This is a genomic window from Streptomyces sp. NBC_00249, assembly GCF_026342355.1.
Taxonomy (GTDB): domain Bacteria; phylum Actinomycetota; class Actinomycetes; order Streptomycetales; family Streptomycetaceae; genus Streptomyces.
Map to the genome: position 1 here is coordinate 329,004 of NZ_JAPEMV010000009.1, position 21,462 is coordinate 350,465.

23 protein-coding genes and 1 tRNA gene are annotated in these 21,462 nt (G+C 72.5%); 10 read left to right on the top strand and 14 right to left on the bottom strand.

Translation table 11 applies throughout. The features are described from left to right. Window positions 1–42: 42 nt before the first annotated feature. The gene (locus tag OOK31_RS33410; RefSeq protein WP_267091145.1) at window positions 43–546 is read left to right on the top strand and encodes a hypothetical protein; all 504 of its coding nucleotides are present in this window, start codon (window positions 43–45) and stop codon (window positions 544–546) included. Window positions 547–658: 112 nt separating this feature from the next. After that, the gene (locus OOK31_RS33415) at window positions 659–1,198 is read left to right on the top strand and encodes a hypothetical protein (RefSeq protein ID WP_267091146.1); all 540 of its coding nucleotides are present in this window, start codon (window positions 659–661) and stop codon (window positions 1,196–1,198) included. Window positions 1,199–1,213: 15 nt separating this feature from the next. Here OOK31_RS33415 and OOK31_RS33420 read toward each other — a convergent pair whose 3' ends face one another. Further along, window positions 1,214–1,936, bottom strand: a complete 723-nt coding sequence (locus OOK31_RS33420; RefSeq protein WP_267091147.1) for a pentapeptide repeat-containing protein — start codon at window positions 1,934–1,936, stop codon at window positions 1,214–1,216. Window positions 1,937–2,139: 203 nt separating this feature from the next. On the opposite strand from OOK31_RS33420, the gene OOK31_RS33425 reads away from it, so the two are divergent. Next, window positions 2,140–3,132 carry a zinc-binding dehydrogenase gene (locus OOK31_RS33425; RefSeq protein ID WP_267091238.1) on the top strand — a complete coding sequence of 331 codons (993 nt, stop codon included), beginning with the start codon at window positions 2,140–2,142 and terminating at the stop codon, window positions 3,130–3,132. Window positions 3,133–3,144: 12 nt separating this feature from the next. Here the strand turns inward: OOK31_RS33425 and OOK31_RS33430 are convergent, their stop codons facing one another. The 3 genes from OOK31_RS33430 to OOK31_RS33440 form a co-directional block, all read right to left on the bottom strand. Then, window positions 3,145–3,615 (bottom strand): GNAT family N-acetyltransferase, encoded by a 471-nt coding sequence (locus tag OOK31_RS33430; protein WP_267091148.1) that lies wholly within the window; start codon window positions 3,613–3,615, stop codon window positions 3,145–3,147. Window positions 3,616–3,646: 31 nt separating this feature from the next. Then, entirely contained in the window at window positions 3,647–4,537 is an 891-nt protein-coding gene (locus tag OOK31_RS33435) for an aminoglycoside phosphotransferase family protein (RefSeq protein WP_267091149.1), read from the bottom strand. A gap of 79 nt (window positions 4,538–4,616) precedes the next feature. Beyond that, window positions 4,617–5,333, bottom strand: a complete 717-nt coding sequence (locus OOK31_RS33440) for a thioredoxin domain-containing protein (protein ID WP_267091150.1) — start codon at window positions 5,331–5,333, stop codon at window positions 4,617–4,619. A gap of 155 nt (window positions 5,334–5,488) precedes the next feature. On the opposite strand from OOK31_RS33440, the gene OOK31_RS33445 reads away from it, so the two are divergent. After that, window positions 5,489–6,868: an FAD-binding oxidoreductase gene (locus OOK31_RS33445; RefSeq protein ID WP_267091151.1), complete on the top strand. Its 1,380-nt coding sequence runs from the start codon at window positions 5,489–5,491 to the stop codon at window positions 6,866–6,868. 84 nt (window positions 6,869–6,952) lie between these two features. On the opposite strand, the gene OOK31_RS33450 is transcribed toward OOK31_RS33445, so the two are convergent. Further along, window positions 6,953–7,030: transfer RNA gene (locus OOK31_RS33450), tRNA-Thr, on the bottom strand. A gap of 204 nt (window positions 7,031–7,234) precedes the next feature. Between OOK31_RS33450 and OOK31_RS33455 the strand changes: the two genes are divergently transcribed. From OOK31_RS33455 to OOK31_RS33465, 3 genes are all read left to right on the top strand, one after another. Beyond that, window positions 7,235–8,326 carry an ABC transporter ATP-binding protein gene (locus OOK31_RS33455; RefSeq protein WP_267091152.1) on the top strand — a complete coding sequence of 364 codons (1,092 nt, stop codon included), beginning with the start codon at window positions 7,235–7,237 and terminating at the stop codon, window positions 8,324–8,326. A 225-nt stretch (window positions 8,327–8,551) separates the two neighbouring features. Then, window positions 8,552–8,965, top strand: coding sequence for a hypothetical protein (locus tag OOK31_RS33460; RefSeq protein WP_267091153.1), 414 nt, complete (start codon window positions 8,552–8,554; stop codon window positions 8,963–8,965). 53 nt (window positions 8,966–9,018) lie between these two features. After that, window positions 9,019–9,789, top strand: a complete 771-nt coding sequence (locus tag OOK31_RS33465) for a nucleotidyltransferase family protein (protein ID WP_267091154.1) — start codon at window positions 9,019–9,021, stop codon at window positions 9,787–9,789. A gap of 99 nt (window positions 9,790–9,888) precedes the next feature. Here the strand turns inward: OOK31_RS33465 and OOK31_RS33470 are convergent, their stop codons facing one another. The 6 genes from OOK31_RS33470 to OOK31_RS33495 form a co-directional block, all read right to left on the bottom strand. After that, the gene (locus OOK31_RS33470; protein WP_267091155.1) at window positions 9,889–11,433 is read right to left on the bottom strand and encodes a DoxX family protein; all 1,545 of its coding nucleotides are present in this window, start codon (window positions 11,431–11,433) and stop codon (window positions 9,889–9,891) included. A gap of 172 nt (window positions 11,434–11,605) precedes the next feature. Continuing rightward, the gene (rlmB, locus tag OOK31_RS33475) at window positions 11,606–12,577 is read right to left on the bottom strand and encodes a 23S rRNA (guanosine(2251)-2'-O)-methyltransferase RlmB (protein ID WP_267091156.1); all 972 of its coding nucleotides are present in this window, start codon (window positions 12,575–12,577) and stop codon (window positions 11,606–11,608) included. A 94-nt stretch (window positions 12,578–12,671) separates the two neighbouring features. Beyond that, window positions 12,672–14,072, bottom strand: a complete 1,401-nt coding sequence (gene cysS / locus OOK31_RS33480) for a cysteine--tRNA ligase (protein WP_267091157.1) — start codon at window positions 14,070–14,072, stop codon at window positions 12,672–12,674. Between the two features lie 94 nt (window positions 14,073–14,166). Beyond that, window positions 14,167–14,763, bottom strand: coding sequence for a 2-C-methyl-D-erythritol 2,4-cyclodiphosphate synthase (gene ispF, locus OOK31_RS33485; RefSeq protein WP_267091158.1), 597 nt, complete (start codon window positions 14,761–14,763; stop codon window positions 14,167–14,169). After that, window positions 14,753–15,499, bottom strand: a complete 747-nt coding sequence (ispD, locus tag OOK31_RS33490) for a 2-C-methyl-D-erythritol 4-phosphate cytidylyltransferase (RefSeq protein WP_267091159.1) — start codon at window positions 15,497–15,499, stop codon at window positions 14,753–14,755. The genes ispF and ispD overlap by 11 nt, the downstream gene beginning before the upstream one ends. 337 nt (window positions 15,500–15,836) lie before the next feature. Next, window positions 15,837–16,319 (bottom strand): CarD family transcriptional regulator, encoded by a 483-nt coding sequence (locus OOK31_RS33495; protein WP_003953493.1) that lies wholly within the window; start codon window positions 16,317–16,319, stop codon window positions 15,837–15,839. A gap of 599 nt (window positions 16,320–16,918) precedes the next feature. Between OOK31_RS33495 and OOK31_RS33500 the strand changes: the two genes are divergently transcribed. Further along, on the top strand, window positions 16,919–17,596 hold the full coding sequence (locus tag OOK31_RS33500; protein ID WP_267091160.1) for a DUF461 domain-containing protein: 678 nt from the start codon (window positions 16,919–16,921) through the stop codon (window positions 17,594–17,596). An 89-nt stretch (window positions 17,597–17,685) separates the two neighbouring features. Here OOK31_RS33500 and OOK31_RS33505 read toward each other — a convergent pair whose 3' ends face one another. Next, window positions 17,686–18,366, bottom strand: a complete 681-nt coding sequence (locus OOK31_RS33505) for a response regulator transcription factor (protein ID WP_007265514.1) — start codon at window positions 18,364–18,366, stop codon at window positions 17,686–17,688. Next, window positions 18,363–19,607, bottom strand: coding sequence for a cell wall metabolism sensor histidine kinase WalK (locus OOK31_RS33510; protein ID WP_267091161.1), 1,245 nt, complete (start codon window positions 19,605–19,607; stop codon window positions 18,363–18,365). The genes OOK31_RS33505 and OOK31_RS33510 overlap by 4 nt, the downstream gene beginning before the upstream one ends. 206 nt (window positions 19,608–19,813) lie before the next feature. Between OOK31_RS33510 and phoU the strand changes: the two genes are divergently transcribed. Both phoU and OOK31_RS33520 read left to right on the top strand, forming a co-directional pair. Continuing rightward, window positions 19,814–20,491 (top strand): phosphate signaling complex protein PhoU, encoded by a 678-nt coding sequence (gene phoU, locus OOK31_RS33515; protein ID WP_267091162.1) that lies wholly within the window; start codon window positions 19,814–19,816, stop codon window positions 20,489–20,491. A 128-nt stretch (window positions 20,492–20,619) separates the two neighbouring features. Then, on the top strand, window positions 20,620–20,775 hold the full coding sequence (locus OOK31_RS33520; protein ID WP_266840676.1) for a hypothetical protein: 156 nt from the start codon (window positions 20,620–20,622) through the stop codon (window positions 20,773–20,775). 71 nt (window positions 20,776–20,846) lie between these two features. Here the strand turns inward: OOK31_RS33520 and OOK31_RS33525 are convergent, their stop codons facing one another. Beyond that, on the bottom strand, window positions 20,847–21,092 hold the full coding sequence (locus tag OOK31_RS33525; RefSeq protein ID WP_267091163.1) for a hypothetical protein: 246 nt from the start codon (window positions 21,090–21,092) through the stop codon (window positions 20,847–20,849). Window positions 21,093–21,462 lie beyond the last annotated feature (370 nt).

Below are 21,462 nucleotides of genomic sequence, written 5' to 3' on the forward strand. Positions count from 1 at the left end.
CCCCCGCGCCGGGAGGGGTGTGCCCGTGACACCATCAGGGACGTGCTCGACATCGGCTACTCCCTCTCCCGGCGCTTCCCGGACCCCCCGCAGACCGACTACCGCTCGGCGGACGTCCGGACCCTGCGCCACGACCTGTTCTGCGGGGACGTCTACCTCGCCGACACCGACAAGGACACGGAAGTGTCCACAGCCTGGGGATGGGTGCCCGTACTCGACTTCGCCTGGGCGCTGTGCGACATCGTCGAGCAGCTCGACCAGGACCCCCGGGGCAGCCGTTCCTCCAACCGCCAGTACGCCGAACTCGACTTCACCGAGTCCGCCGACCGCATGCTGTTCGAGCGCCGCTTCGGCTGGGTCGACATCGAGGCCGACTGGATGGACCCGGAGGAGCCCCCGCTGACCTTCAGCCACCGCCTGCTGCGCCGCGAGGCCCGCGACTTCCTCCACGACGTGATCGCCGACCTCGTCGACATGCACGACGGGCTCGCCGACAACCCGGTCATCTGGACGCTCCAGTCCCGCTTCCCCCGCGTCCCGGCCTGACGGCCTGCCGTCTTACGGCGTCCTGACGTCTGACGCCCCCTCCCCCGAGCGGGGGAGCCGGTTCGCCCCCGGGCCCGATCACAGCGGCGCGCCGAGCGGAAAAGCTGGACCCATGAACACATCCACGGCCCCCGCCTTCCCGCCCGCGACGACCGAGCGCCCCGTCCCCCGCTGGGCCCTGACCGTCGCCCGGCTCCTCCCCCTCCTCGCGCTGCCCGTCTGCCTGTGGCGGCTGCCCATCGGGTTCGGCTTCCAGATGGGCATGGACGTCCCGCCGGCGCCCCAGCCCCTCTGGGTCACCGTCCCCTACGTCCTGACCCTCAGCCTGCTCTCCGAGGCCTTCGCCCTCCTGTGCGCCGGCCTGGTGCGCCCCTGGGGCGAGGTCGTGTCCCGGCGCGTCCCCGTCCTGCGCGGCCGCCGCATCCCCCCGTACGCCGTCACCGTCCCGGCCGCTCTCGCCGGCCTCGCCCTCACCCTCCTCACCGTCGACTGGGTGCTGAGCACCTTCGGCATCGCCGGCTTCCACACCGTCGGCTGGACGAGCCCCGGATGGCAGCTCCTGGCGGCGACCGTCAGCGGCCTCTTCGCCCTGTGGGGCCCCCTGATCCTCGCCCTCACCTACGCCTACCACCGCCGCCGCACCACCCGCTGAAACCCCCTACGCCCCCTACGCCACCACCCGCACCCCCAGCTGCGCCGCCAGCGCCGGAGCCAGCTCGAACAGCTGCGCCGGGCTGATCACCGCCCCCGCCAGGGCCTCCACCCCGCGCGCGATCCCCAGCTCGGCGGCCGCCCGCAGGTCCACGTCCGCCAGCCGGGCCCCCGTGAAGTCAGCCTCCCGCAGCACGCAGTCCCGGAACTCCACCCGCTCCAGCACCGCGCCCGCGAAGTCCGGCTCCACCAGCACGCAGCCCTCGAAGACCACGTCCCGCAGCCGCGCCGTCCGCAGGTTCAGGTAGTCGATCTTGCCGCCCCGTACGAGGACCCGCTCCAGCACCGCCCCGTGCAGCTGCGCCCCGCCGAGGCGGGCCTCCAGCAGCTCCACGTCCCGCAGCGACGCCCCCGCCAGGTCCGTACCCACACCCCGGACCCCTTCCAGCACCGAGTCCAGGATCCGCGCCTTCGCCAGGTGCGCCCCGTCCAGGGCGCACCGCCGCAGCGCGCAGTCCATGAACCGCGCCCCGACCCCCTCCTGCCCCGCCAGGTCCAGGTCCGCGAACTCCACGGCGTCGTAGTCGCCGTCCGGCTCCAGGACGCCGTCCTCCCACACCGCGAGCTCCGGCAGCCGCAGCTCAGGCCGCCGCGCCGCTTTCACCGCCGTACCGCGCCCCCGACCCTGTCCCCGTCCGTGTCCCTGGTCCCGACCCTCGCCCTGCCCGTTCCGTGCCATTCCTCCATCGTGGCCCACCCCACCGACAATCCGGATCCGCCCCGGCATCCGGCACCCGACAGCCGATGTCCGGGACCCGCCCCCGACCCCCTTGACCTCAACCATGCTTGAGCCCGCAGCCTGAGCCCATGACCACCGCCGCCATGATCGCCGCCGCCACCGACGCAACCCGCACCCACGACACGGGAGCCCCCGACACCCGGATGCACGCCGTCCGCCTCCACGCCTTCGGCCCCGCCGAGAACCTCACCTACGAACAGGCCCCCACCCCCGTGCCCGCCCCCGGCCAGGTCCGCGTCCGCGTCGCCGCCGCCGGGGTGCACCTCCTCGACACCGCACTGCGCGAGGGCGCCCGGGGCCCCGCCCCCGCCCTCCCCGAGCTGCCCACCGTCCCCGGCCGCGAGGTCGCCGGCACCGTCGACGCCCTCGGCCCCGGCACCGACCCCGCCTGGCTCGGCCGCCGCGTCGTCGCCCACCTCGGCTTCGCCCCCGGCGGCTACGCCGAGTACGCCGTCACCGACGCCGCCCGGCTGCACCCCGTACCCGACGGCCTCGACCCCGCAGAAGCCGTCGCCATGATCGGGACGGGCCGCACCACCCTGGGGATCCTCCAGTTCGCCGACCTCGGCCCCGGCTCCGTCGCCCTGGTCCCCGCCGCCGCCGGCGGCATCGGCACCCTGCTCGTCCAGTACGCCAAGAACGCCGGAGCCACCGTCATCGCCCTCGCCGGCGGCCCCGCCAAGACCGCCCGCGCCACCGCCAACGGCGCCGACCTGGCCCTCGACTACACCGCCCCCGGCTGGGCCGACACCGTACGCCGCCACCACCCCGACGGAGCCACCGTCCTCTTCGACTCCGTCGGCGGCACCACCGCACGCACCGCCCTCGGCCTCCTCGCCCCCGGCGCCCAGCACCTCGTCTTCGGCTGGTCCGAAGCCCCCCTGGACCTCACCGACACCGAACGCGCCGCGCTCACCGCCCGGGACATCACCACCCACGAGGTCCTCGGCCCCGCCATGCTCCAGGCCGTCGGCGCCCCCGACCCCCTGCGCGTACTGGAGACCCGCGCCCTCGCCGAAGCCGCCGCCGGCCGGCTCCGCCCGGCCCTGACCCGCTTCCCCCTCGCCGAAGCCGCCGCCGCCCACCGCGCCCTGGAAACCCGCGCCACCACCGGCAAGGTCGTCCTCGAACCCTAGTGCTGTGGCCGCTCAGCCGCCCAGCCGCGCCAACGCCCCGTCCGTCAGCCGGTACACCGACCACTCGTCCTGCGGCCGCGCACCCAGGGCCTCGTAGAAGGCGATCGTCGGGGCGTTCCACCTCAGCACCGACCACTCCAGCCGCCCGTACCCCCGCCGCACACAGATCCGCGCCAACTCCGCCAGCAGCGCCCGCCCGTAGCCACCACCGCGCGCGCCCGGCCGGACGTACAGGTCCTCCAGGTAGATGCCGTGCACCCCGCGCCAGGTCGAGAAGTTCAGGAACCACACCGAGAAGCCGACGACCTCCCCGTCGTCCGTCTCCGCTATGTGCGCGAAGGCCGCCGGGCGCTCCCCGAACAGCGCCTCCCGCAACTGCTCGGGCGTCGCCCGCGCCTCGTGCGGCACCTTCTCGTACTCCGCGAGTTCACGCACCATGGCGTGGATGACAGGGACATCAACCGGCTCGGCATCACGAATCATGCGCCCACCCTAAGGACAGCGGCCCCGGACCTCACCGCCCCAGCAGCAGCTCCGCCACCACCACCTCCCGCTCCGGCAGCTCCTCCTCCCCGTCCTCCACCTCCCACAGACAGTTCTGCAGCACCCGCCCCAACGTCCACGCCCGCGCCCGCTCCCGGTCCACCCCGGCCGCCTCCGTCAGCAGGTCGAACCGCCACCCCACCTCGTCCGCACGGAACCCGTTCACGATCGACGGCAGCAGCTCGAAGCCCGGATCCCCCGACAGCGGCTTCGGATCGATCACCAGCCACGGCTCCCGCGCCCCGGCCAGCACGTTGTCGAAGTGCAGGTCCCAGTGCAGCAGCCGGTCCCCCGGCTCGCCCGCCACCTCCGCGAGCGCCGCCGCGCAGTCCCGCAGCAGCCGCCGCTCCCCCGCGTCCGCCAGCCGCCCCGCCGCCCGCGGCGCCTCCGCCAGCATCGCCGCCGCCATCTCCCCCAGCCCGCGCAGCCCTTCGGGCGCCGCCACCGACGTCAGCCGGGCCAGCAGCTCCCCCACCACCCGCACCGCCGCCCGCGAGTCCCGCTCCGCGAGCCCCGACAGGTGCCGCCCCTCGTCGAGCCGCTCCAGCAGCAGCGTCCCCGTCACCGCGTCGTGCTCCAACAGCCGTACGCAGCCCCGCCCGTCCCACGCGCGCAGCGCGACCGGCTCCCCCACGCTCTCCTCGTCCGGGACGAGCAGCTTCAGCGCGGCCGGCGTCCCGTCCGCCCGCTCCACCGGCACCACCAGCGCCGTCATCCCGTGCATCCCCGGCCCGGTCTCGCGCAGCCCCCACCGCCCCAGGAACTCCGCCACCCGCCCCGGCAGCCCCTCGATGAACTCCCGCCCGGCCGCCCCGCCCCACCGCACCTGCGCCTCGACCAGTTCGGCCGGAATCTCCACCATGCAACCGACCCTACGGCGAGGCCGTCCCTTGCGGATCCCGCCCGACCCGCGCCGCCCGGCGACATCCGCAAGGGACGGCCTACACCCCCACCCCGACCGCCTTCAAAGTCCCCGCGAACGCGGCCGCGTCGAACATCGACCCGTCCTTCGTCCCCACCGGCTTCCCGTCCACCAGCACCGCCGGCGTCCCCCGCATCCCCGTCGCCTCGAAGCCCTGCTCCGCCTCGCCGACCCACTCCTCGTACGTCCCGTCCGCCACCGCCCGGTCGAAGTCCGCACCGCGCAGCCCCGGCACCCGGTCCGCGATCCGCAGCAGCAGTTCGTCGGTGAAGGCGCCCTTCGGCCGGCTCGCGAAGACCGCCGCCTGGTACTCGGCGAACTTCCCCGCGTCCACCGACGCCCGCAGCGCGTTCACCGCCCGTACGGAGCCGCTCGCCCCGCCCCGGTCCAGGAACGACGCCAGCAGGTACTCGACCCTGACCTTGCCCTCCCCCGCCAGCTCGAGCAGCGCCTGCCCGCCGGCCGCCTCGAACTTCGCGCAGTACCCGCAGTGCGGGTCCACGAGCACCTGCACGGTGCGCGGCGCCCCCGCGTTCCCCACCACCACCTTCGCCCCGTCGACGACGGCGGGCAGCTTCGCCAGCCGCTCCGCGATCGGACTGGTCCGCACCACGTCGGCCCCGGCGGCCTTCTCCTCACCGCCCCCGCAGCCCGTCGCCGCCGCACCCAGCAGCGCCGCGGCCACCACCGCCGCGACGACACGCCCCGCGCGCGCCCGCCTCCGTATGCCCACCATCACCCGACACCTCTCCACAAAAAGCCACAAACCCCCCGCGCCACCCTACGAAGCCCCCACCACCCCCACATCGGCCAAAAGGCCTGGAAACGAGCCCCGAAACACGACACCCCGCCCCTGGACTCCCCTCCCGCACCCCGTGTACCAACTCCCCCATGACGATCAACGGCGGTATCTCCTTCTGGTACGCGACCGACACCGCAGCCCCCCAGCCACCCCGAGCCCCCCTCACCGGCGACGCCACGGCCGACGTCGTCATCGTCGGCGGCGGCTACACCGGCCTGTGGACGGCCTACTACCTCAAGCGCGCCGCCCCCGACCTCCGCGTCACCGTCCTGGAGCAGAAGTTCTGCGGCTACGGCGCCTCCGGCCGCAACGGCGGCTGGCTCTACAACGGCATCGCCGGCCGCGACCGCTACGCCGCCCTCCACGGCCACCAGGCCGCCCTGCGCCTCCAGCACGCCATGAACGACACCGTCACCGAGGTCATCGACGTCGCCGCCGCCGAACGCATCGACGCCGACATCCACCACGGCGGAGTCCTCGAAGTCGCCCGCACCCCCGCCCAGCTCACCCGCCTCAAGGCCTTCCACGCCGCCGAGCTCTCCTTCGGCGAGACCGGCCGCGAGCTGTACGACGCCACCGACACCCGCGCCCGCATCGACATCGCCGACGCGGTCGGCTCCAGCTGGACCCCGCACGGCGCCCGCGTCCACCCCCTCAAGCTGCTGCGCGGCCTGGCCGCCGCCTGCGAACGCCTCGGCGTCGTCGTCCACGAGTCGACCCCCGTCACCGAAATCGCCCCGCGCCGGGCCGTCACCCCGTACGGCACCGTCCGCGCCCCGTACGTCCTGCGCTGCACCGAGGGCTTCACCGCCGCCCTCAAGGGCCAGAAGCGCACCTGGCTCCCGATGAACTCCTCGATGATCGTGACGGCCCCCCTCCCCGCATCGGCCTGGGAGTCCCTGAACTGGTCGGACTCCCAGCTCCTCGGGGACATGGCCCACGCCTACATGTACGCCCAGCGCACCGCCGACGACCGCATCGCGATCGGCGGCCGCGGCGTCCCGTACCGCTTCGGCTCCCGCACCGACAACGACGGCCGCACCCAGCCCGCCACCATCGCGTCCCTCACGGCCCTCCTGACCTCCTTCTTCCCCGCCCTCACGGGCACGGAGATCACCCACGCCTGGTCGGGCGTCCTCGGCGTCCCCCGCGACTGGTGCGCCACCGTCACCCTGGACGCCACCACGGGCCTGGGCTGGGCCGGCGGCTACGTCGGCTCGGGCGTCGCCACCGCCAACCTCGCGGCCCGCACCCTGCGCGACCTGGTCCTGGGCGAACCCTCGGAGCTGACCACCCTCCCCTGGGTCCACCACCGCGTCCGCCGCTGGGAGCCGGAACCCTTCCGCTGGCTCGGCGTCCACGCCCTCTACGCCGCCTACCGCGAGGCGGACCGCCACGAATCGACGACCCACACCCCGCAGACAACCCCCCTGGCCCGCCTGGCCAACCGCATCTCGGGCCGCTCCTGACCACACGAAAAAGGCCCCGGGCAACCGCCCGGGGCCTTCCGCTTCTGTACGAATCCCCTCGGCCAACAAGCCTCTGACCTGGGATGGGGCCCCCTGTCGGATTCGAACCGACGACCTACGCATTACAAGTGCGTTGCTCTGGCCGGACTGAGCTAAGGAGGCACGACCCACCCACCGCACCACGGCGCGTGGAACCGCCATCACTCTACACAGCAGCCGATTCCCGGGGCCATCACGTTAACCGCGGCCGCCGGGTGCTGACAGGAGCGCTCCGGCGAGGTAGCGTCGGGCGGAGTCCGGTTACTGGACTAGACCTTCCACTCGGATCGTCCGGCACGTTCCTGCCGGTAGAAGGGATTCATCACCATGGCTTCTGTCACCTTCGACAAGGCGACCCGCCTCTACCCGGGCGGCGACAAGCCCGCCGTCGACCAGCTGGAGCTGGAGATCGAGGACGGCGAGTTCCTCGTCCTCGTCGGCCCCTCCGGCTGCGGCAAGTCCACCTCCCTGCGCATGCTCGCGGGCCTGGAGGACGTCAACGGCGGTGCCATCCGCATCGGCGACCGCGACGTCACGCACCTGCCGCCCAAGGACCGGGACATCGCGATGGTGTTCCAGAACTACGCGCTGTACCCGCACATGACGGTCGCCGACAACATGGGCTTCGCGCTCAAGATCGCCGGTGAGGACAAGGCCACCATCCGCCGCAAGGTGGAGGAGGCGGCCAAGATGCTCGACCTGACGACCTACCTCGACCGCAAGCCGAAGGCGCTCTCCGGCGGCCAGCGCCAGCGCGTCGCGATGGGCCGCGCGATCGTGCGCAAGCCGCAGGTCTTCCTCATGGACGAGCCGCTGTCGAACCTCGACGCCAAGCTCCGCGTCTCCACCCGTACCCAGATCGCCGCCCTCCAGCGCGACCTCGGGATCACCACGGTCTACGTCACCCACGACCAGGTCGAGGCCATGACCATGGGCGACCGCGTCGCGGTCCTCAAGGACGGTCTGCTCCAGCAGGTGGACACCCCGCGCAACATGTACGACCGTCCGGCGAACCTCTTCGTCGCCGGGTTCATCGGCTCCCCCGCGATGAACCTCGTCGAGGTCCCGATCACCGACGGCGGCGTGAAGTTCGGCGACAGCGTGGTCCCGGTGCCCCGCGAGGCGCTGTCGGCCGCGGCCGACGCCGGCGAGCGGACCGTGACGGTCGGCGTGCGCCCGGAGCACTTCGACATCGGTGACACCGGCGGCCTGACCATCACCGTGAACGTCGTCGAGGAACTGGGCGCGGACGGCTACGTCTACGGCAGTGCGGCGGTCGGCGCCGAGAAGGCGAAGGACATCGTGGTGCGCGTGGGCGGCCGCCAGGTTCCCGAGAAGGGCTCGACCCTGCACGTGGTGCCGCGCGCCGACGAGATCCACGTGTTCTCGACGGCGACGGGCCTGCGCCTCTCCAACTGACCGGTCGCACAGCGACAGAAGGGGCGTCCCGCCCAAGGGGCGCCCCTTCTGCGGCAGTTGCGGCGGGCACGGCGCCGGCCGTGTCCCAACCCCCGCGCGAAACCCCGCCAGACCGGGCCATTCGGCCGCACCCGTCAACCCTTAATTCGAAAAGCCACGTCGAACCATCCCCCGACCGGGTGACTAAATGTCGCCAAATCTTCACCGAGCGCTACTCTCGCCCTCGTGACCCACACTGCCCGCCGTATCGGCCGTTCCCTCGCCCTGGTCCTGCCCGTCGTCCTGGTCCTGTCCGGGACCCTCGCGGTCACCATGGTCCCCTGGGCGGACAACACGCCCTCCCAGATCCTCACCGCCTCCGCCGAGGACGTCTCCGTCCCCGCGAAGCCGCGTGCCACGCAGGACCTGCTGCGCGACAAGCTGCTGAGCGAGCTCCAGCAGGGCGAGGCGCCGGGCGCTGTCCTCACCCACCTCCAGCAGGAGGTGGACCGGCGGCCTTCGCTCGCCGAGCACTGCGTGGGCATCGCGCGCGCCCTGGGCCGGGCCGCCGTCGACGCCTACGGTCCCACGAAGGCCCAGTCCTTCTCCCGCCCCGTGTGCGACACCTCGTACGCGTCCGGCGTGGCCTCGATGGGCTGAAGCCCGTCGCGCCTGCCCCCGCCGGGGCAGGGGCCGTCCCTACGCTGACGGACATGACCGAAGTCCCCCCCGTTCCACCCCAGTCCACCGATCACGCGGCCGCGTTCCCGGCCTCACCCACCCAGGCGGTCGTCCTGGCGGGCGGCCAGGGTTCGCGGCTGCGTCCGTACACGGACGACCGGCCCAAGCCGATGGTCGAGGTCCCGGGGACGGGGCTGCCGATCATCGGGCACCAACTGGCCTGGCTGGCCGCCGAAGGGGTCACCGACGCCGTCGTCTCCTGCGGGCACCTCGCCGAGGTGCTCCAGGAGTGGCTGGCGCGGACGCCGTTGCCGTTGCGCGTGACCACGGTCGTCGAGGACGAGCCGCTGGGCCGCGGTGGCGGCCTCAAGTACGCGGCCCGGCACCTGCCGCACGGGGACCGGCCCTGGTACGCGACGAACGGGGACGTGTGGACCCGTTTCCCGCTGCGCGAGATGGCGGCCTTCCACGAGGAGCGGGGGGCGACGGCGACGCTGGCGCTGGCCCGGCCGCGGATCCCGTGGGGGGTGGTGGAGGTCAACGAGTTCGGTCAGGTCATGGACTTCATCGAGGCCCCGCAGTCGCCGTACCCGGTCAATGCCGGGGTGTACGTCTTCGCTCCCGAATTCGCCTCGCTGCTCCCCGACTTGGGGGACCACGAGCGCACCACGTTCCCGCACCTGGCCCGTGAGCGCCGGCTGGCGGGCTATCCGCTGCCCCAGGGGGCCTACTGGCGGGCGATCGACACCGCGAAGGACCTCACCGAGGCGGCGCGGGAGTTGGCCGCGCAGAACGCCGCCTGAGGCCTCGCGGACACCGCCCGTACGTCTCCCCGTGCCCCGGTACGCCGAAGGGCCCGGCGCGCTCCTCGCGCGCCGGGCCCCGCGTCACGTACGGGCGGTTCAGCCCAGGAGGCCGCCGACCAGGCCGGGCTTCTTGGTCGGGGTGTCGCCGCCGGCCGTACGGCCCGACGGGGACGAAGGCGCCTGCTGCGCACCGGACTGCTTCGGCGCGGTGCTGCGCGTGCTCTGGCCGCTGCCGCTGCCCTTGGTGGCGGTGGGCGCCCCGGAGCCGGTCCCGGCGCTCTCCTTGGCGGTGGTGCCGCTCCCGGTGCGGGCGGTCTTCGTCGGGGAGGCGGAGGGCTGCGCCGAGGGCGCGCTCTGCTTCGAGGGCTGCTGCTTGGCCGGGGCGGCGGGCTGCTCGCCGGAGGGGGTCTTCGGGAGCGGGCTGCCGGGCAGGTAGTTGCTCGGGGCCTCTCCGGGCCCGGGGACGGTGACGACGGTGCTGGAGCGGACGGCCCCGCCGAGGAGGGAGCCGATGAGGAGGGTGAGTCCGCACACGACGGTGGCCATGACGGCCCCGCGCCGCAGGACGCGGCGGCGCAGCCGCCAGATCTCGGTGCGGGGGCCGAGCGTGCGCCAGGCCTCGCCGGCGAGGCGTCCGTCGAGGGAGTAGACGGGGGCGCCCGCGATGATCAGCGGGCTCCAGGCGGCCAGGTAGATGATGTCGGGGGCGTCGTAGGCGGGGACGGTCTTCCAGCTCACCGTCATGAGGAGCGCGGCGGACAGCAGGGCCCCGATGCAGGCGGCGAACCGCTGCCACAGGCCGAAGACCGTCAGGACGCCGACGATGACCTGGAGGAAGGCGACGCTGAGGCCGGCTCCCACAGGGTGCGCGAGCGCGAAGTCGCGCAGCGGTTCGGCCAGGGCCCAGGGGTGCAGGGTCTGGAGCCAGGTGACCATGGAGCCGCGTTCGCCGCCGTCGAAGTAGACGGGGTCGCACAGCTTGCCCATGCCGGCGTAGATGCAGATGAAGCCGAGGAAGACGCGCAGCGGGAGCAGGACGACGCCGAGGTTCATCCGGCGGCCGGGGTAGTAGGAGGCCTGGCCGCGGGATTCGGGGGCGCCGCGCCGGGAGTCGGCGGCGGGCCCGTCGCCGTCCCCGTACTCGTAGGGGTCGTGGGCGCCGTACTGCTCGCGCGGCAGGTCCCGTACGGGGGCCAGCGGGCGGGTCTCGTCCGGGGCGCCGTAGTTGCGCTGGCCGATGACGGTGGGGGTGGCGAGGGTGTCGTCGGCGAGGTCGTGGGCCAGGTCGACCCGGGGGATGGTCTGGGTGGCGCCGCCGTCGTACTCGTCGTGGCCGCGCCCGGCCTCGCGTACGGCCTGGAGGAGGCCGCCGGTGCCCGCGGCGTCACCGGGGGCGGATTTGCCGCTCCAGACGACGGGGGCTCTGCGGCGGGTGGCTCCGGCCGCGGCGACCACGGCGGCGCCGAGGACGGGCGCACGCCCGGGGGCGTTCGCGGGCTTGGAACGCGCGCTCGGGCTCGGTGCGAGCCGCACGCGGAAGCTGGCGTGGTTGACGATGACCTGTGCGGGGTCGCACGGCACCTTGACCATGCTCAGCGCGGGCTGGTCGTCGAACCCTGACGTTCTGGTGTCCACACTCATCTAACCGAGTGATGAGTGTTTAGGACACTGCCTTGACAGCAGGGATCTGTCCGAGACCCGTCAAGATCAAGTCGCCCCGCCCGGAAAGGGCGGGGCGACACGCTCACGGGTCACTTCCCGTGGGCCAGGTGGATCAAGCGACCGGCCTGGTGGGGCCGGTCGGACCGGCAGGTCAGGCGCGGCCGGCGTCGGCGCGGCGGCGGGCGGCCTCGTAGAGGACGACGCCCGCGGCGACACCGGCGTTGAGGGACTCGGCGCCGCCCGGCATCGGGATGCGCACGAGGTAGTCGCAGTTCTCGCCGACGAGACGGCCGAGGCCCTTGCCCTCGGAGCCGACGACGATGACGACCGGGCCGGCCAGCTCGGCGAGGTCGTTGACCGTGTGCGTGCCCTCGGCGGCGAGGCCGACGATGGTGATGCCGGCCTTCTTGTAGTCCTGGAGGGCGCGGGTCAGGTTGGTGACGCGGGAGACCGGGGTGCGGGCGGCGGTGCCGGCCGAGGTCTTCCAGGCGCCGGCGGTCATGCCGGCGGCGCGGCGCTCGGGGATGACCACGCCGTGGCCGCCGAAGGCGGAGACGGAGCGGACGATCGCGCCGAGGTTGCGCGGGTCGGTGACCCCGTCGAGGGCGACGATGAGGGGGTCCTCGCCGTTGTCGTACGCGGCGGCGGTGAGGTCCTCCGGGTGCGCGTACTCGTAGGGCGGGACCTGGAGGACCATGCCCTGGTGGTTGAGCCCGTTGGTCATCCGGTCGAGCTCGGGGCGCGGGGCTTCCATCAGGTTGATGTTGCCGCGCTCGGCGGCGAGCTGGAGGGCCTCGCGGACGCGCTCGTCGTTGTCGATGAACTGCTGGACGTAGAGGGTGGTGGCGGGGACGCCGTCGCGCAGCGCCTCGAAGACCGGGTTGCGGCCGACGACCATCTCGCTGGTGCCCTTGGGGCCGCCGCGGCGGGGGGCGGGGCGGCGCTTGGCGGCCTGGCGGGCCATGGCGCCCGCGATGCGGTTCGCCTTGTGCTTCTTGCGGTCCTCGGCCTTGGGCGTGGGGCCCTTGCCCTCCAGGCCCTTGCGCCGCTGGCCACCGCTGCCGACCGTGGCGCCCTTCTTGTTGGACGTGCGGCGGTTCCTGCGCTGGCTGTTCCCGGCCATGACCTCTACCTGTTTCGTTGATCCTGCGATATGTACGTATGAAGAGTGTGCCGCCCGGAGAGCCGGGCGGCACCACTGGAGGGGCTGGCCGGGCTCAGCGCGGGCCGAGCGTCCAGCGCGGACCGGTCGGGCTGTCCTCGATGACCAGGCCCGACTGCTGGAGCTGGTCGCGGATGGCGTCGGCGGTCGCCCAGTCCTTGCGGGAGCGGGCGGACTCGCGCTGCTCCAGGACCAGGCGGACGAGCGTGTCGACGGCCCCGTGCAGCTCGGCGCCGCGGTCGGCCTCGCCGGCCCAGTGCGGGTCGAGCGGGTCCAGGCCCAGGACCTCCAGCATGGCCCGTACCTCCGACAGGCGCGCGATCGCCGCGTCCTTGTCGTCGGCGGCCAGCGCGCTGTTGCCCTGCCGGACGGTGGTGTGGACGATGGCGAGCGCCTGCGGGACGCCCAGGTCGTCGTCCATCGCCTCCGCGAAGGCCGGCGGCACCTCGGCGGCGGCCTCGACCGGCCCGCCCGCCTTCTCGATGACGCGCTGGTAGAAGCCCTCGATGCGGGCGAAGGCGGACTCCGCCTCGCGCAGGGCGTCCTCGCTGTACTCGATCATCGACCGGTAGTGCGGGGTGCCGAGGTAGTAGCGCAGCACGATCGGACGCCACTGCTTGACCATCTCGGAGACGAGCACCGAATTGCCCAGCGACTTCGACATCTTCTCGCCGGACATGGTGACCCAGGCGTTGTGCACCCAGTACGCGGCGAACGCGTCGCCGAAGGCCTTGGCCTGGGCGATCTCGTTCTCGTGGTGCGGGAAGATCAGGTCCAGGCCGCCGCCGTGGATGTCGAAGGCCTCGCCGAGGTACTTGTGCGCCATGGCGGAGCATTCGAGGTGCCAGCCGGGACGGCCGCGGCCCCAGGGGGTCTCCCAGTCGGGCTCGCCGGGCTTGGAGGCCTTCCACATGGCGAAGTCGCGGGGGTCGCGCTTGCCGGAGATGCCTTCCTCGGTGGGCTGCTGGAGGTTGTCGAGCTCCTGGTTGGAGAGCTGGAGGTAGCCGGGGTACGAGCGCACGTCGAAGTAGACGCTGCCGTCGGCCTCGTAGGCGTGGCCGCGCTCGATGAGGCCGCGCATCATCTCGATCATCTCGGGGACGTGACCGGTGGCGCGGGGCTCGTAGGTGGGCGGGAGGCAGCCGAGGGCGGTGTAGCCGTCGTTGAAGGCCCGCTCGTTCTCGTAGCCGATGGACCACCAGGGGCGGTTCTGCTCGCCGCCCTTGCGGATGATCTTGTCGTCGATGTCCGTGACGTTGCGGATGAAGGTGACGTCGTAGCCCCGGTAGGTGAACCAGCGGCGCATCATGTCGAAGTTGAGGCCGGACCGGATGTGCCCGATGTGCGGGGCGGCCTGCACCGTGGCGCCACACAGGTAGATCGAGACGCAGCCCGGGACGAGCGGGGTGAAGTCACGGATCTGCCGGGCGCTGGTGTCGTACAGGCGAATAGTCACGGCATCCAGGGTAGTGGTCCTGTAGCAGTGCCCCGCGACCCTTTGGGGACCCGGGGCACCTTTGTTGCCGAAGATGTACGGCGGCTACGAGGGATCAGGCCGGGTTCGTCCGGTAGACGAGGGCGGTGGCGATGGCCGCGAGGCCCTCGGCGCGGCCGGTGAGGCCCAGGCCGTCGGTGGTGGTGCCGGAGACGGAGACGGGGGCGCCCGCCGCCGCCGCGAGCGCCTTCTGCGCTTCCTCGCGCCGTTTGCCGATCTTCGGGCGTACGCCGATCACCTGGATCGCGATGTTGCCGATCTCGAAGCCCTCGGCGCGGACGATGCGGGCGGCCTCCGCCAGCAGGGTGACCCCGGCGGCGCCGGACCACTCGGGGCGGGAGGTGCCGAAGTGCGCGCCGAGGTCGCCGACGCCGGCGGCGGAGAAGAGGGCGTCGCAGGCGGCGTGGGCGGCGACGTCACCGTCGGAGTGGCCGGCGAGGCCGTCCTCCCCCTCCCACAGCAGCCCGGCGCACCACAGCTCGCGGCCGGTCTCGAAGGCGTGCACGTCGGTGCCGATCCCGACGAGCGGGATGACGGGACCCGCGGCAGCGGCCAGCCCGGCGTCACCCGCGGCGGAGCGGGCGACGGCTCCGGCCGCGGAACCGGTGCCGGCCCCGGCGGACCCCTCGAAACCTGCGGAGCTAGTACGCATCGGTGGCCCTCCTGCGGGCGAGTACGGCCTCGGCGAGGACCAGGTCGAGCGGGCGGGTGACCTTGAAGGCCTCCTCGTGGCCGGGGACCACCATGACGGTGACCCCGGTCCTCTCCACCATCCCGGCGTCGTCGGTGGCCCCCTCGCCGGCGACGGCGATGGCCTCGTGCGCGCTGAGCAGGGTGGCGAGGTCGAAGCCCTGCGGGGTCTGCACGGCGCGCAGCCGGGCCCGCTCGGGCGTGGCGACGACCGGCTCGGGCTCGCCGGGCCGGCCGGGCTCGACCTCCTTGACGGTGTCGGCCAGCGGCAGGGCGGGGACCACGGCGGGCGCGCCGTCGCGGACGGCCTCCACGACGGAGTCCACGGTGTCGACGGGCACCAGGGGGCGGGCCGCGTCGTGGATCAGTACGGAGGTGATGTCCGCCGGGAGGGCGTCCAGGCCGGCCCGTACGGACTCCTGGCGGGTGTCCCCGCCGGGCACGACCACGATCTCGGTGCGGTCGGGCAGCGCGTGCTCGTCCAGCAGGTGGCGCACCTCGGCCGCGCCGTCGGACGGGGCGACCACCACGACGAGGGACACGGCGCGGGAACGGGCCATGGCCCGGACGGCGTGGATCAGCATCGGCGTCCCGCCGATGCTGCGCAGGGCCTTGGGCGCGCCGGGGCCGAGGCGTACCCCGCGGCCGGCGGCCGGGATCACCGCGGCGGTGCGGTGGGGGCGCGATTCGTCAGACATCACTAGTTAGCTCCGAGCCAGGTTTGTGACTTCGGCCGACATGGGTATGGCCTGAAGGGTGCCGGGTGCGACGCCCCTCGCCCCTTCCGTGACGACTGGACGAGCAGGCTGCCCGGACCCGGCACGCCAGAAGAAGAACAACGCGTACGGCGCTGCGTACGATCGCGGAACCGAGCACGAGCAGGCGGCTCAGCAGCGGGAACAGGCGTAGCGGCGGGTGTGGGGCCGCAGGGAACACGGCGGGAAGCAGACATGCCGCAGCGCCCGGCAACAGCCCTCTCGTGGAGGAGAGGGCTTGTCATCGGGCACCGCGGCACACTGTGAACGGGTCGACGCGTCAGGACGCGAGAACCTCGTCGAGGAGGGCCTCAGCCTTGTCCTCGTTGGTGTTTTCGGCGAGCGCGAGCTCGCTCACCAGGATCTGGCGCGCCTTCGCGAGCATGCGCTTCTCGCCCGCGGAAAGCCCGCGCTCACGCTCACGACGCCACAGGTCACGCACCACTTCGGCGACCTTGATGACATCGCCAGAAGCGAGCTTCTCCAGATTTGCCTTGTAGCGCCGGGACCAGTTCGTCGGCTCTTCTGCGTACGGTGCGCGGAGCACCTCGAAGACCCGGTCCAGCCCGTCCTGGCCGACTACGTCGCGAACACCGACGAACTCTGCATTGTCCGCAGGTACACGAACCGTCAGGTCACCCTGGGCAACCTTGAGCACCAAGTAGGTCTTGTCCACGCCTTTGATCTGGCGAGTCTCAATGGCCTCGATCAGCGCGGCCCCGTGATGGGGATAGACCACGGTGTCGCCAACCTTGAACGTCATGTGACAGGTACCCCTTCCGTGGCTATCCAGGGTAACACGAGAACGGACTGTTATGAATGGCGTTTTCGCAGGTCAGGGCACATCTCGGGGCTTGACAACAGCGACACGAACGTGCTGCGAAGGGCTTCCGGAGGGGGGTATTCGCAGGTCGGAGGCGCTGTGCGGACCGGGCGAAACGACCACGTTACACCTGACGGAGGAGCCCATGAGCGTGACGTACGTCCCGTTTTGCCGCTTTCTTGGGGCGGAAACCGAAGTACTCCGTTCGACTGGCGGGCACTCGTACGGAGCGGTTCCGGCCCAATCCCGAATTGATCACGACACCGATCACCACAGCGATCACGAACTCGATCGCGAAGTCGATCACGGGTGGCGTTCGGCGGAATCCGGTAATTGATCACGGGGCGGGCCGGCGCTCGATATGGAATGCGAGATCGCGGGACCGGCACAGCACGGTGCGTGCGCTGCGGAGGGTCGGGTGCGGGGGCGGGGCGGCGGCTCGGTAACCTAAGCGCGCTGACACACCCTTAGGGCGGCTTTACCTCGGCCGTCCCGAGAGACCACCCGCCCGTCCGTACGTCCTAGGAGTTGCCGCAGCCGTGAGCCGCAGCCTTCGACGCGGCGCCCTCGCCGCTACCGCCGTCGTGTTCTCGATCGCCTCGCTCGCCGCGTGCGGCGCGGGCAACGACGCGCAGACTCTCGAGATCAAGCCGGACAACGCCGCCGTCACCAAGGGCGACATCAAGGTCCAGAACGTACTGGTGATCACCCAGGGCGAGAAGGGCAAGAAGGGCGGGGCCGTCGTCTCGGCGACCGTCTTCAACACCGGCACCAAGCCTCAGACGCTGGACGGGATCACCCTCAAGGGTGGCAAGTCCAAGGTCGTCCTGAAGGCCGCCGAGGGCTCCGGCAAGATCATCGTCCTGCCGGGCGGCTCCGTGGTCCTGGGCGGCAAGGGCAACGCCTCCGCCGTCGTCGAGGGCGGCAGCGAGGCCGTCAAGGACGGCGACGTCCAGAAGGCCGTCTTCCAGCTGAGCAGCACCGGCGACGTGGCGCTGGACGCCTTCGTGGTCCCGGCCACCGGCATGTACGCGGGCTTCGGCCCGACCGCGGCCCCCGCCGCCCCGGCCCCGGCCGCCGCCCCGTCGGGCTCCGCCTCCGGCTCGCCGTCCGGCTCTCCCTCGGGCAGCCCGTCCGGCAGCCCCTCGGGCGCGGCCGCCTCGGGCACCCCGTCCGGCAGCCCCTCGGGCTCCGCCTCGCACGCCGCCGGCCACTGACGCGGGTAGCGGCGTAACAGAGCACGAGGAAGGGCCCCCAGCCACTGCGGCTGGGGGCCCTTCCTCTTGCTCACGCGTAAGCGCGCGGTTTACGGCTCGAACTTGTAGCCCAGGCCGCGGACCGTCACCAGGTAGCGCGGCGCGCCCGGGTCCGGCTCGATCTTGGCGCGGAGGCGCTTGACGTGGACGTCGAGGGTCTTGGTGTCGCCGACGTAGTCCGCGCCCCAGACCCGGTCGATCAGCTGCATGCGGGTCAGCACGCGGCCCGCGTTGCGCAGCAGCATCTCCAGCAGGTCGAACTCCTTCAGCGGGAGGTCCACCTTGGCGCCGGCGACCGTCACCACGTGCCGGTCGACGTCCATCCGTACGGGGCCGGCCTCCAGGGCCGCCGGGGTGACCTCTTCCGGCTCGCCGCGGCGGCGCAGGACCGCGCGGATGCGGGCGACCAGCTCGCGGGAGGAGAAGGGCTTGGTGACGTAGTCATCCGCTCCTATCTCCAGACCGACGACCTTGTCGATCTCGCTGTCCTTGGCGGTCACCATGATCACGGGGACGTTGGAACGGCCGCGCAGCTGCCGGCAGACCTCGGTGCCCGGCAGGCCGGGCAGCATCAGGTCCAGGAGGACGAGGTCGGCGCCGTTGCGCTCGAACTCGTCGAGCCCGTCGGGCCCCGTCGCGGCGATCGCGACCTCGAAGCCTTCCTTGCGGAGCATGTAGGACAGGGCGTCGCTGAAGGATTCCTCATCCTCGACGACGAGCACTCGGGTCACGGAAGGACCTCCGGGGCAGGGATGACTGGTTCTGTTTCGAGCAGGGGTCGGGCGGTTGCGGGGTCCGGCGCCGGGGCCGGGGCCGGTGCGGCCGCCTCGGGCAGGCGCAGGGTGAAGGTGGAGCCCTGGCCCTCGGAGCTCCATACCGACACCTCCCCGCCGTGCGAGGCTGCCACGTGCTTCACGATCGCAAGGCCCAGTCCGGTTCCGCCCGTGGCACGGGAGCGGGCCGGATCCACACGGTAGAAGCGCTCGAAGATGCGCTCGCGGTCCTTCTCCGGGATGCCGATGCCCTGGTCGGTCACCGCCACCTCGATCAAGTCTCCACCGGGGGCGGTCACCCGGCGCGCGGCGATGCCGACGCGGGTGCGGGCCGGACTGTAGTTGACGGCGTTCTCGACGAGGTTGCCGAGGGCCGCCGCCAGCTGGCCGCGGTTGCCCCAGACCCGCAGGTCGGCGGTGCCGCCGGCGGCCATGGTGATCTGCTTGGAGGTGGCCGTGTGGCGGCAGCGGTCGATGGCTTCGGCCACCAGCGTGTCCACCCGTACGGGCTCGGCGTCCTCCAGCGGGTCGTCGTTCTGTACCCGGGAGAGGTCGATGAGTTCCTGTACGAGGTTGATCAGGCGGGTGGACTCGATCTGCATGCGGCCCGCGAAGCGGCTGACCGCTTCGGGGTCGTCGCTGGCGTCCATGACCGCCTCGGAGAGCAGGGAGATCGCTCCGACGGGGGTCTTCAGCTCGTGCGACACGTTCGCGACGAAGTCGCGGCGCACCGCCTCGATGCGGCGGGCCTCGGTGAGGTCCTCGACGAGCAGGAGCACCAGCCGGGAGCCGAGCGGGGCGACGCGGGCGGAGACCGCGAGGGCCTCGCCGCGGCCGGTGCCGCGCCGGGGCAGGTCCAGCTCGATCTGGCGTATCTCTCCGTCGCGGCGGGTGTCGCGCGCCATGTGGAGCATCGGCTCCACGGCGAGCTTGCCGCCGCGGACCAGGCCGAGGGCGTACGCCGCCGAGCTGGCCTTGACGACCGCGTCGCCCTCGTCGAGGACCACGGCGGAGGAGCGGAGTACGGAGAGGACGGTGTCCACTCCTGGTGGGAGCACCGCGTTGATGTCGGGGCGCATGGAGCTCCGGGTGGGGCGGGCTTGGTCGCGCTCGCTCCAGCGGAACGCCAGCATCGCGATCACACCGGTGCAAAGACCGGCGATCGCTGCAGCTGCGGCGACCGCCGCGTTCACGTCCATGGATCCAGGTTAAGCAGGTGGGACGACACTTCCACAGCCGTTCGGGTGGCAGCTCGAACACTCGTCGCCCAGAGTTCACCCTGTCGACGGGGTTGATTCATTTGTGGTGCCGGAGTCGGACGCGTTGGCGTCCGAACGTGTAAACGTGGGGCAAGAGGCCACGCAGCAGGCGAGCAGGCAGTAAGAGCGGTAAGAGAGGGACACCCATGCGCGACGCGTACCACGAGGAACTGGACTCGATCGGAGAAAGCCTGGTCGAGATGGCCCGGCTCGTAGGTTCCGCGATCGGGCGGGCCACCACCTCCATGCTGGACGCCGACCTGAAGCTCGCCGAGAGCGTCATCGCGGCGGACCAGAAGGTCGACGACCTCCAGCACGACCTGGAGGCCCGTGCCATCGCGCTGCTGGCCCGCCAGCAGCCGGTCGCGACCGACCTGCGCATCGTGGTGACCTCACTGCGGATGAGCGCCGACCTGGAGCGCTCCGGCGACCTGGCGCAGCACGTCGCGAAGCTCGCGCGGCTGCGTTTCCCGGACACCGCCGTCCCGCGCGACCTGCACGCCACCATCCTGGAGATGGGGCAGCTGGCGCAGCGGCTGATGGCGAAGGCCGCCGAGGTCATCATCACGAAGGACGTCGACCTGGCGCTCCAACTGGAGCAGGACGACGACGAGATGGACCAGCTGCACCGCACGCTGTTCCAGCACCTGATGGACGACCGCTGGAAGCACGGCATCGAGACGGCCGTCGACGTGACCCTGCTGGGCCGCTACTACGAGCGGTTCGCGGACCACGCGGTGTCGGTCGCGAAGCGCGTGGTGTACCTGGTGACGGGTGAGCACGCGGACGAGCTGCAGCAGCCGACGCAGGTCGACGGCATCTGAGGGCCTCCCGGCGGCCGTCAGCGGGGCGAGCCCCAATGCGCCGTTGACGCGCCGGTGCGGCTGGGCATGAATGAGGGCGAGGGCGGTCCGCCGTGCGACGCCCCGTACGCCGCCTACGAGGAGGATCCATGCCCGATTCCCCCGTCCCGATCACACCGGAGCAGGACCAGCAGCCGTCGTCCCGTCCGGAGCCCCTGCGCCTGCCACTGCTCGCGGCCTGCGGCTGCGGCTCGGGCTGCGGCTGCGGCTGCCAGTCGGGCGCACCGTGCCAGTGCGGCGGCTGACCCGCGCCGCAACCCGAAGGGCCCCGTCCGCCACGGACGGGGCCCTTCGTCGTGCCGCTCTGCCGGGACGGCTACCGCCTGGACCTGGACCGCCGGCGGTCCTTCCGTATCCCGGACGCGGTGGCGGTCGCGCCGGACAGCGCCGTGATCAGCGCGGCGAGGGCGAGCATCAACTCGAACCTGCCTCCTCCGCCCTCCTTGGCCACGCTCGTGATCCTCTCGGTCGTCTTCTCGGTCACCGTCACCGTCGGGCCCACCGTCACCGTCGCCGTCTCGGTCACGGCGGCGCCGGGTGACCCCTCGGCCAGGGTCGGCAACCCGGGTCCGTCCGTCGGGAGAACGGGAAGCGCACCAGGCCTGGTGGGCGTTCCGGTAAGACCCGGCTCGGGCTCCTCGGAGGCCGGTGGCCGACTGTCCGAAGGAGATGCCGACGCCGAGGGGGCGGGAGGAGGGGGAGGCAGTGCGGTGGCGCTGGCGCTGGCGGTGGCGGTGGCGCTGGCGGTGGACACCACCTGCTCTCCGGACGGGCCTCTCCCGGACACGGTGGCGAAGGTGAGCGCGGCCAGTGCGCAGAAACCCAGAACCATGAGTACGACGCCGGTCCAGACGAGCTTCGACCGTCTCGTCGGGCGGGCGACACCCTTGCTGCTGTCGGGGGTCACCCCTCCACCATGCGCCGCCCCGCCG

Coding starts and splice junctions, on each gene's coding strand:
- OOK31_RS33510 (WP_267091161.1), bottom strand. CDS start 19,607: ATGGACGTGAACGCGGCGGTCGCCGCAGCTGCAGCGATCGCCGGTCTT.
- phoU (WP_267091162.1), top strand. CDS start 19,814: ATGCGCGACGCGTACCACGAGGAACTGGACTCGATCGGAGAAAGCCTG.
- OOK31_RS33520 (WP_266840676.1), top strand. CDS start 20,620: ATGCCCGATTCCCCCGTCCCGATCACACCGGAGCAGGACCAGCAGCCG.
- ispD (WP_267091159.1), bottom strand. CDS start 15,499: ATGTCTGACGAATCGCGCCCCCACCGCACCGCCGCGGTGATCCCGGCC.
- OOK31_RS33495 (WP_003953493.1), bottom strand. CDS start 16,319: ATGACGTTCAAGGTTGGCGACACCGTGGTCTATCCCCATCACGGGGCC.
- OOK31_RS33465 (WP_267091154.1), top strand. CDS start 9,019: ATGACCGAAGTCCCCCCCGTTCCACCCCAGTCCACCGATCACGCGGCC.
- OOK31_RS33435 (WP_267091149.1), bottom strand. CDS start 4,537: ATGGTGGAGATTCCGGCCGAACTGGTCGAGGCGCAGGTGCGGTGGGGC.
- OOK31_RS33455 (WP_267091152.1), top strand. CDS start 7,235: ATGGCTTCTGTCACCTTCGACAAGGCGACCCGCCTCTACCCGGGCGGC.
- rlmB (WP_267091156.1), bottom strand. CDS start 12,577: ATGGCCGGGAACAGCCAGCGCAGGAACCGCCGCACGTCCAACAAGAAG.
- OOK31_RS33445 (WP_267091151.1), top strand. CDS start 5,489: ATGACGATCAACGGCGGTATCTCCTTCTGGTACGCGACCGACACCGCA.
- OOK31_RS33420 (WP_267091147.1), bottom strand. CDS start 1,936: ATGGCACGGAACGGGCAGGGCGAGGGTCGGGACCAGGGACACGGACGG.
- OOK31_RS33430 (WP_267091148.1), bottom strand. CDS start 3,615: ATGATTCGTGATGCCGAGCCGGTTGATGTCCCTGTCATCCACGCCATG.
- OOK31_RS33425 (WP_267091238.1), top strand. CDS start 2,140: ATGCACGCCGTCCGCCTCCACGCCTTCGGCCCCGCCGAGAACCTCACC.
- OOK31_RS33470 (WP_267091155.1), bottom strand. CDS start 11,433: ATGAGTGTGGACACCAGAACGTCAGGGTTCGACGACCAGCCCGCGCTG.
- OOK31_RS33415 (WP_267091146.1), top strand. CDS start 659: ATGAACACATCCACGGCCCCCGCCTTCCCGCCCGCGACGACCGAGCGC.
- ispF (WP_267091158.1), bottom strand. CDS start 14,763: ATGCGTACTAGCTCCGCAGGTTTCGAGGGGTCCGCCGGGGCCGGCACC.
- OOK31_RS33440 (WP_267091150.1), bottom strand. CDS start 5,333: ATGGTGGGCATACGGAGGCGGGCGCGCGCGGGGCGTGTCGTCGCGGCG.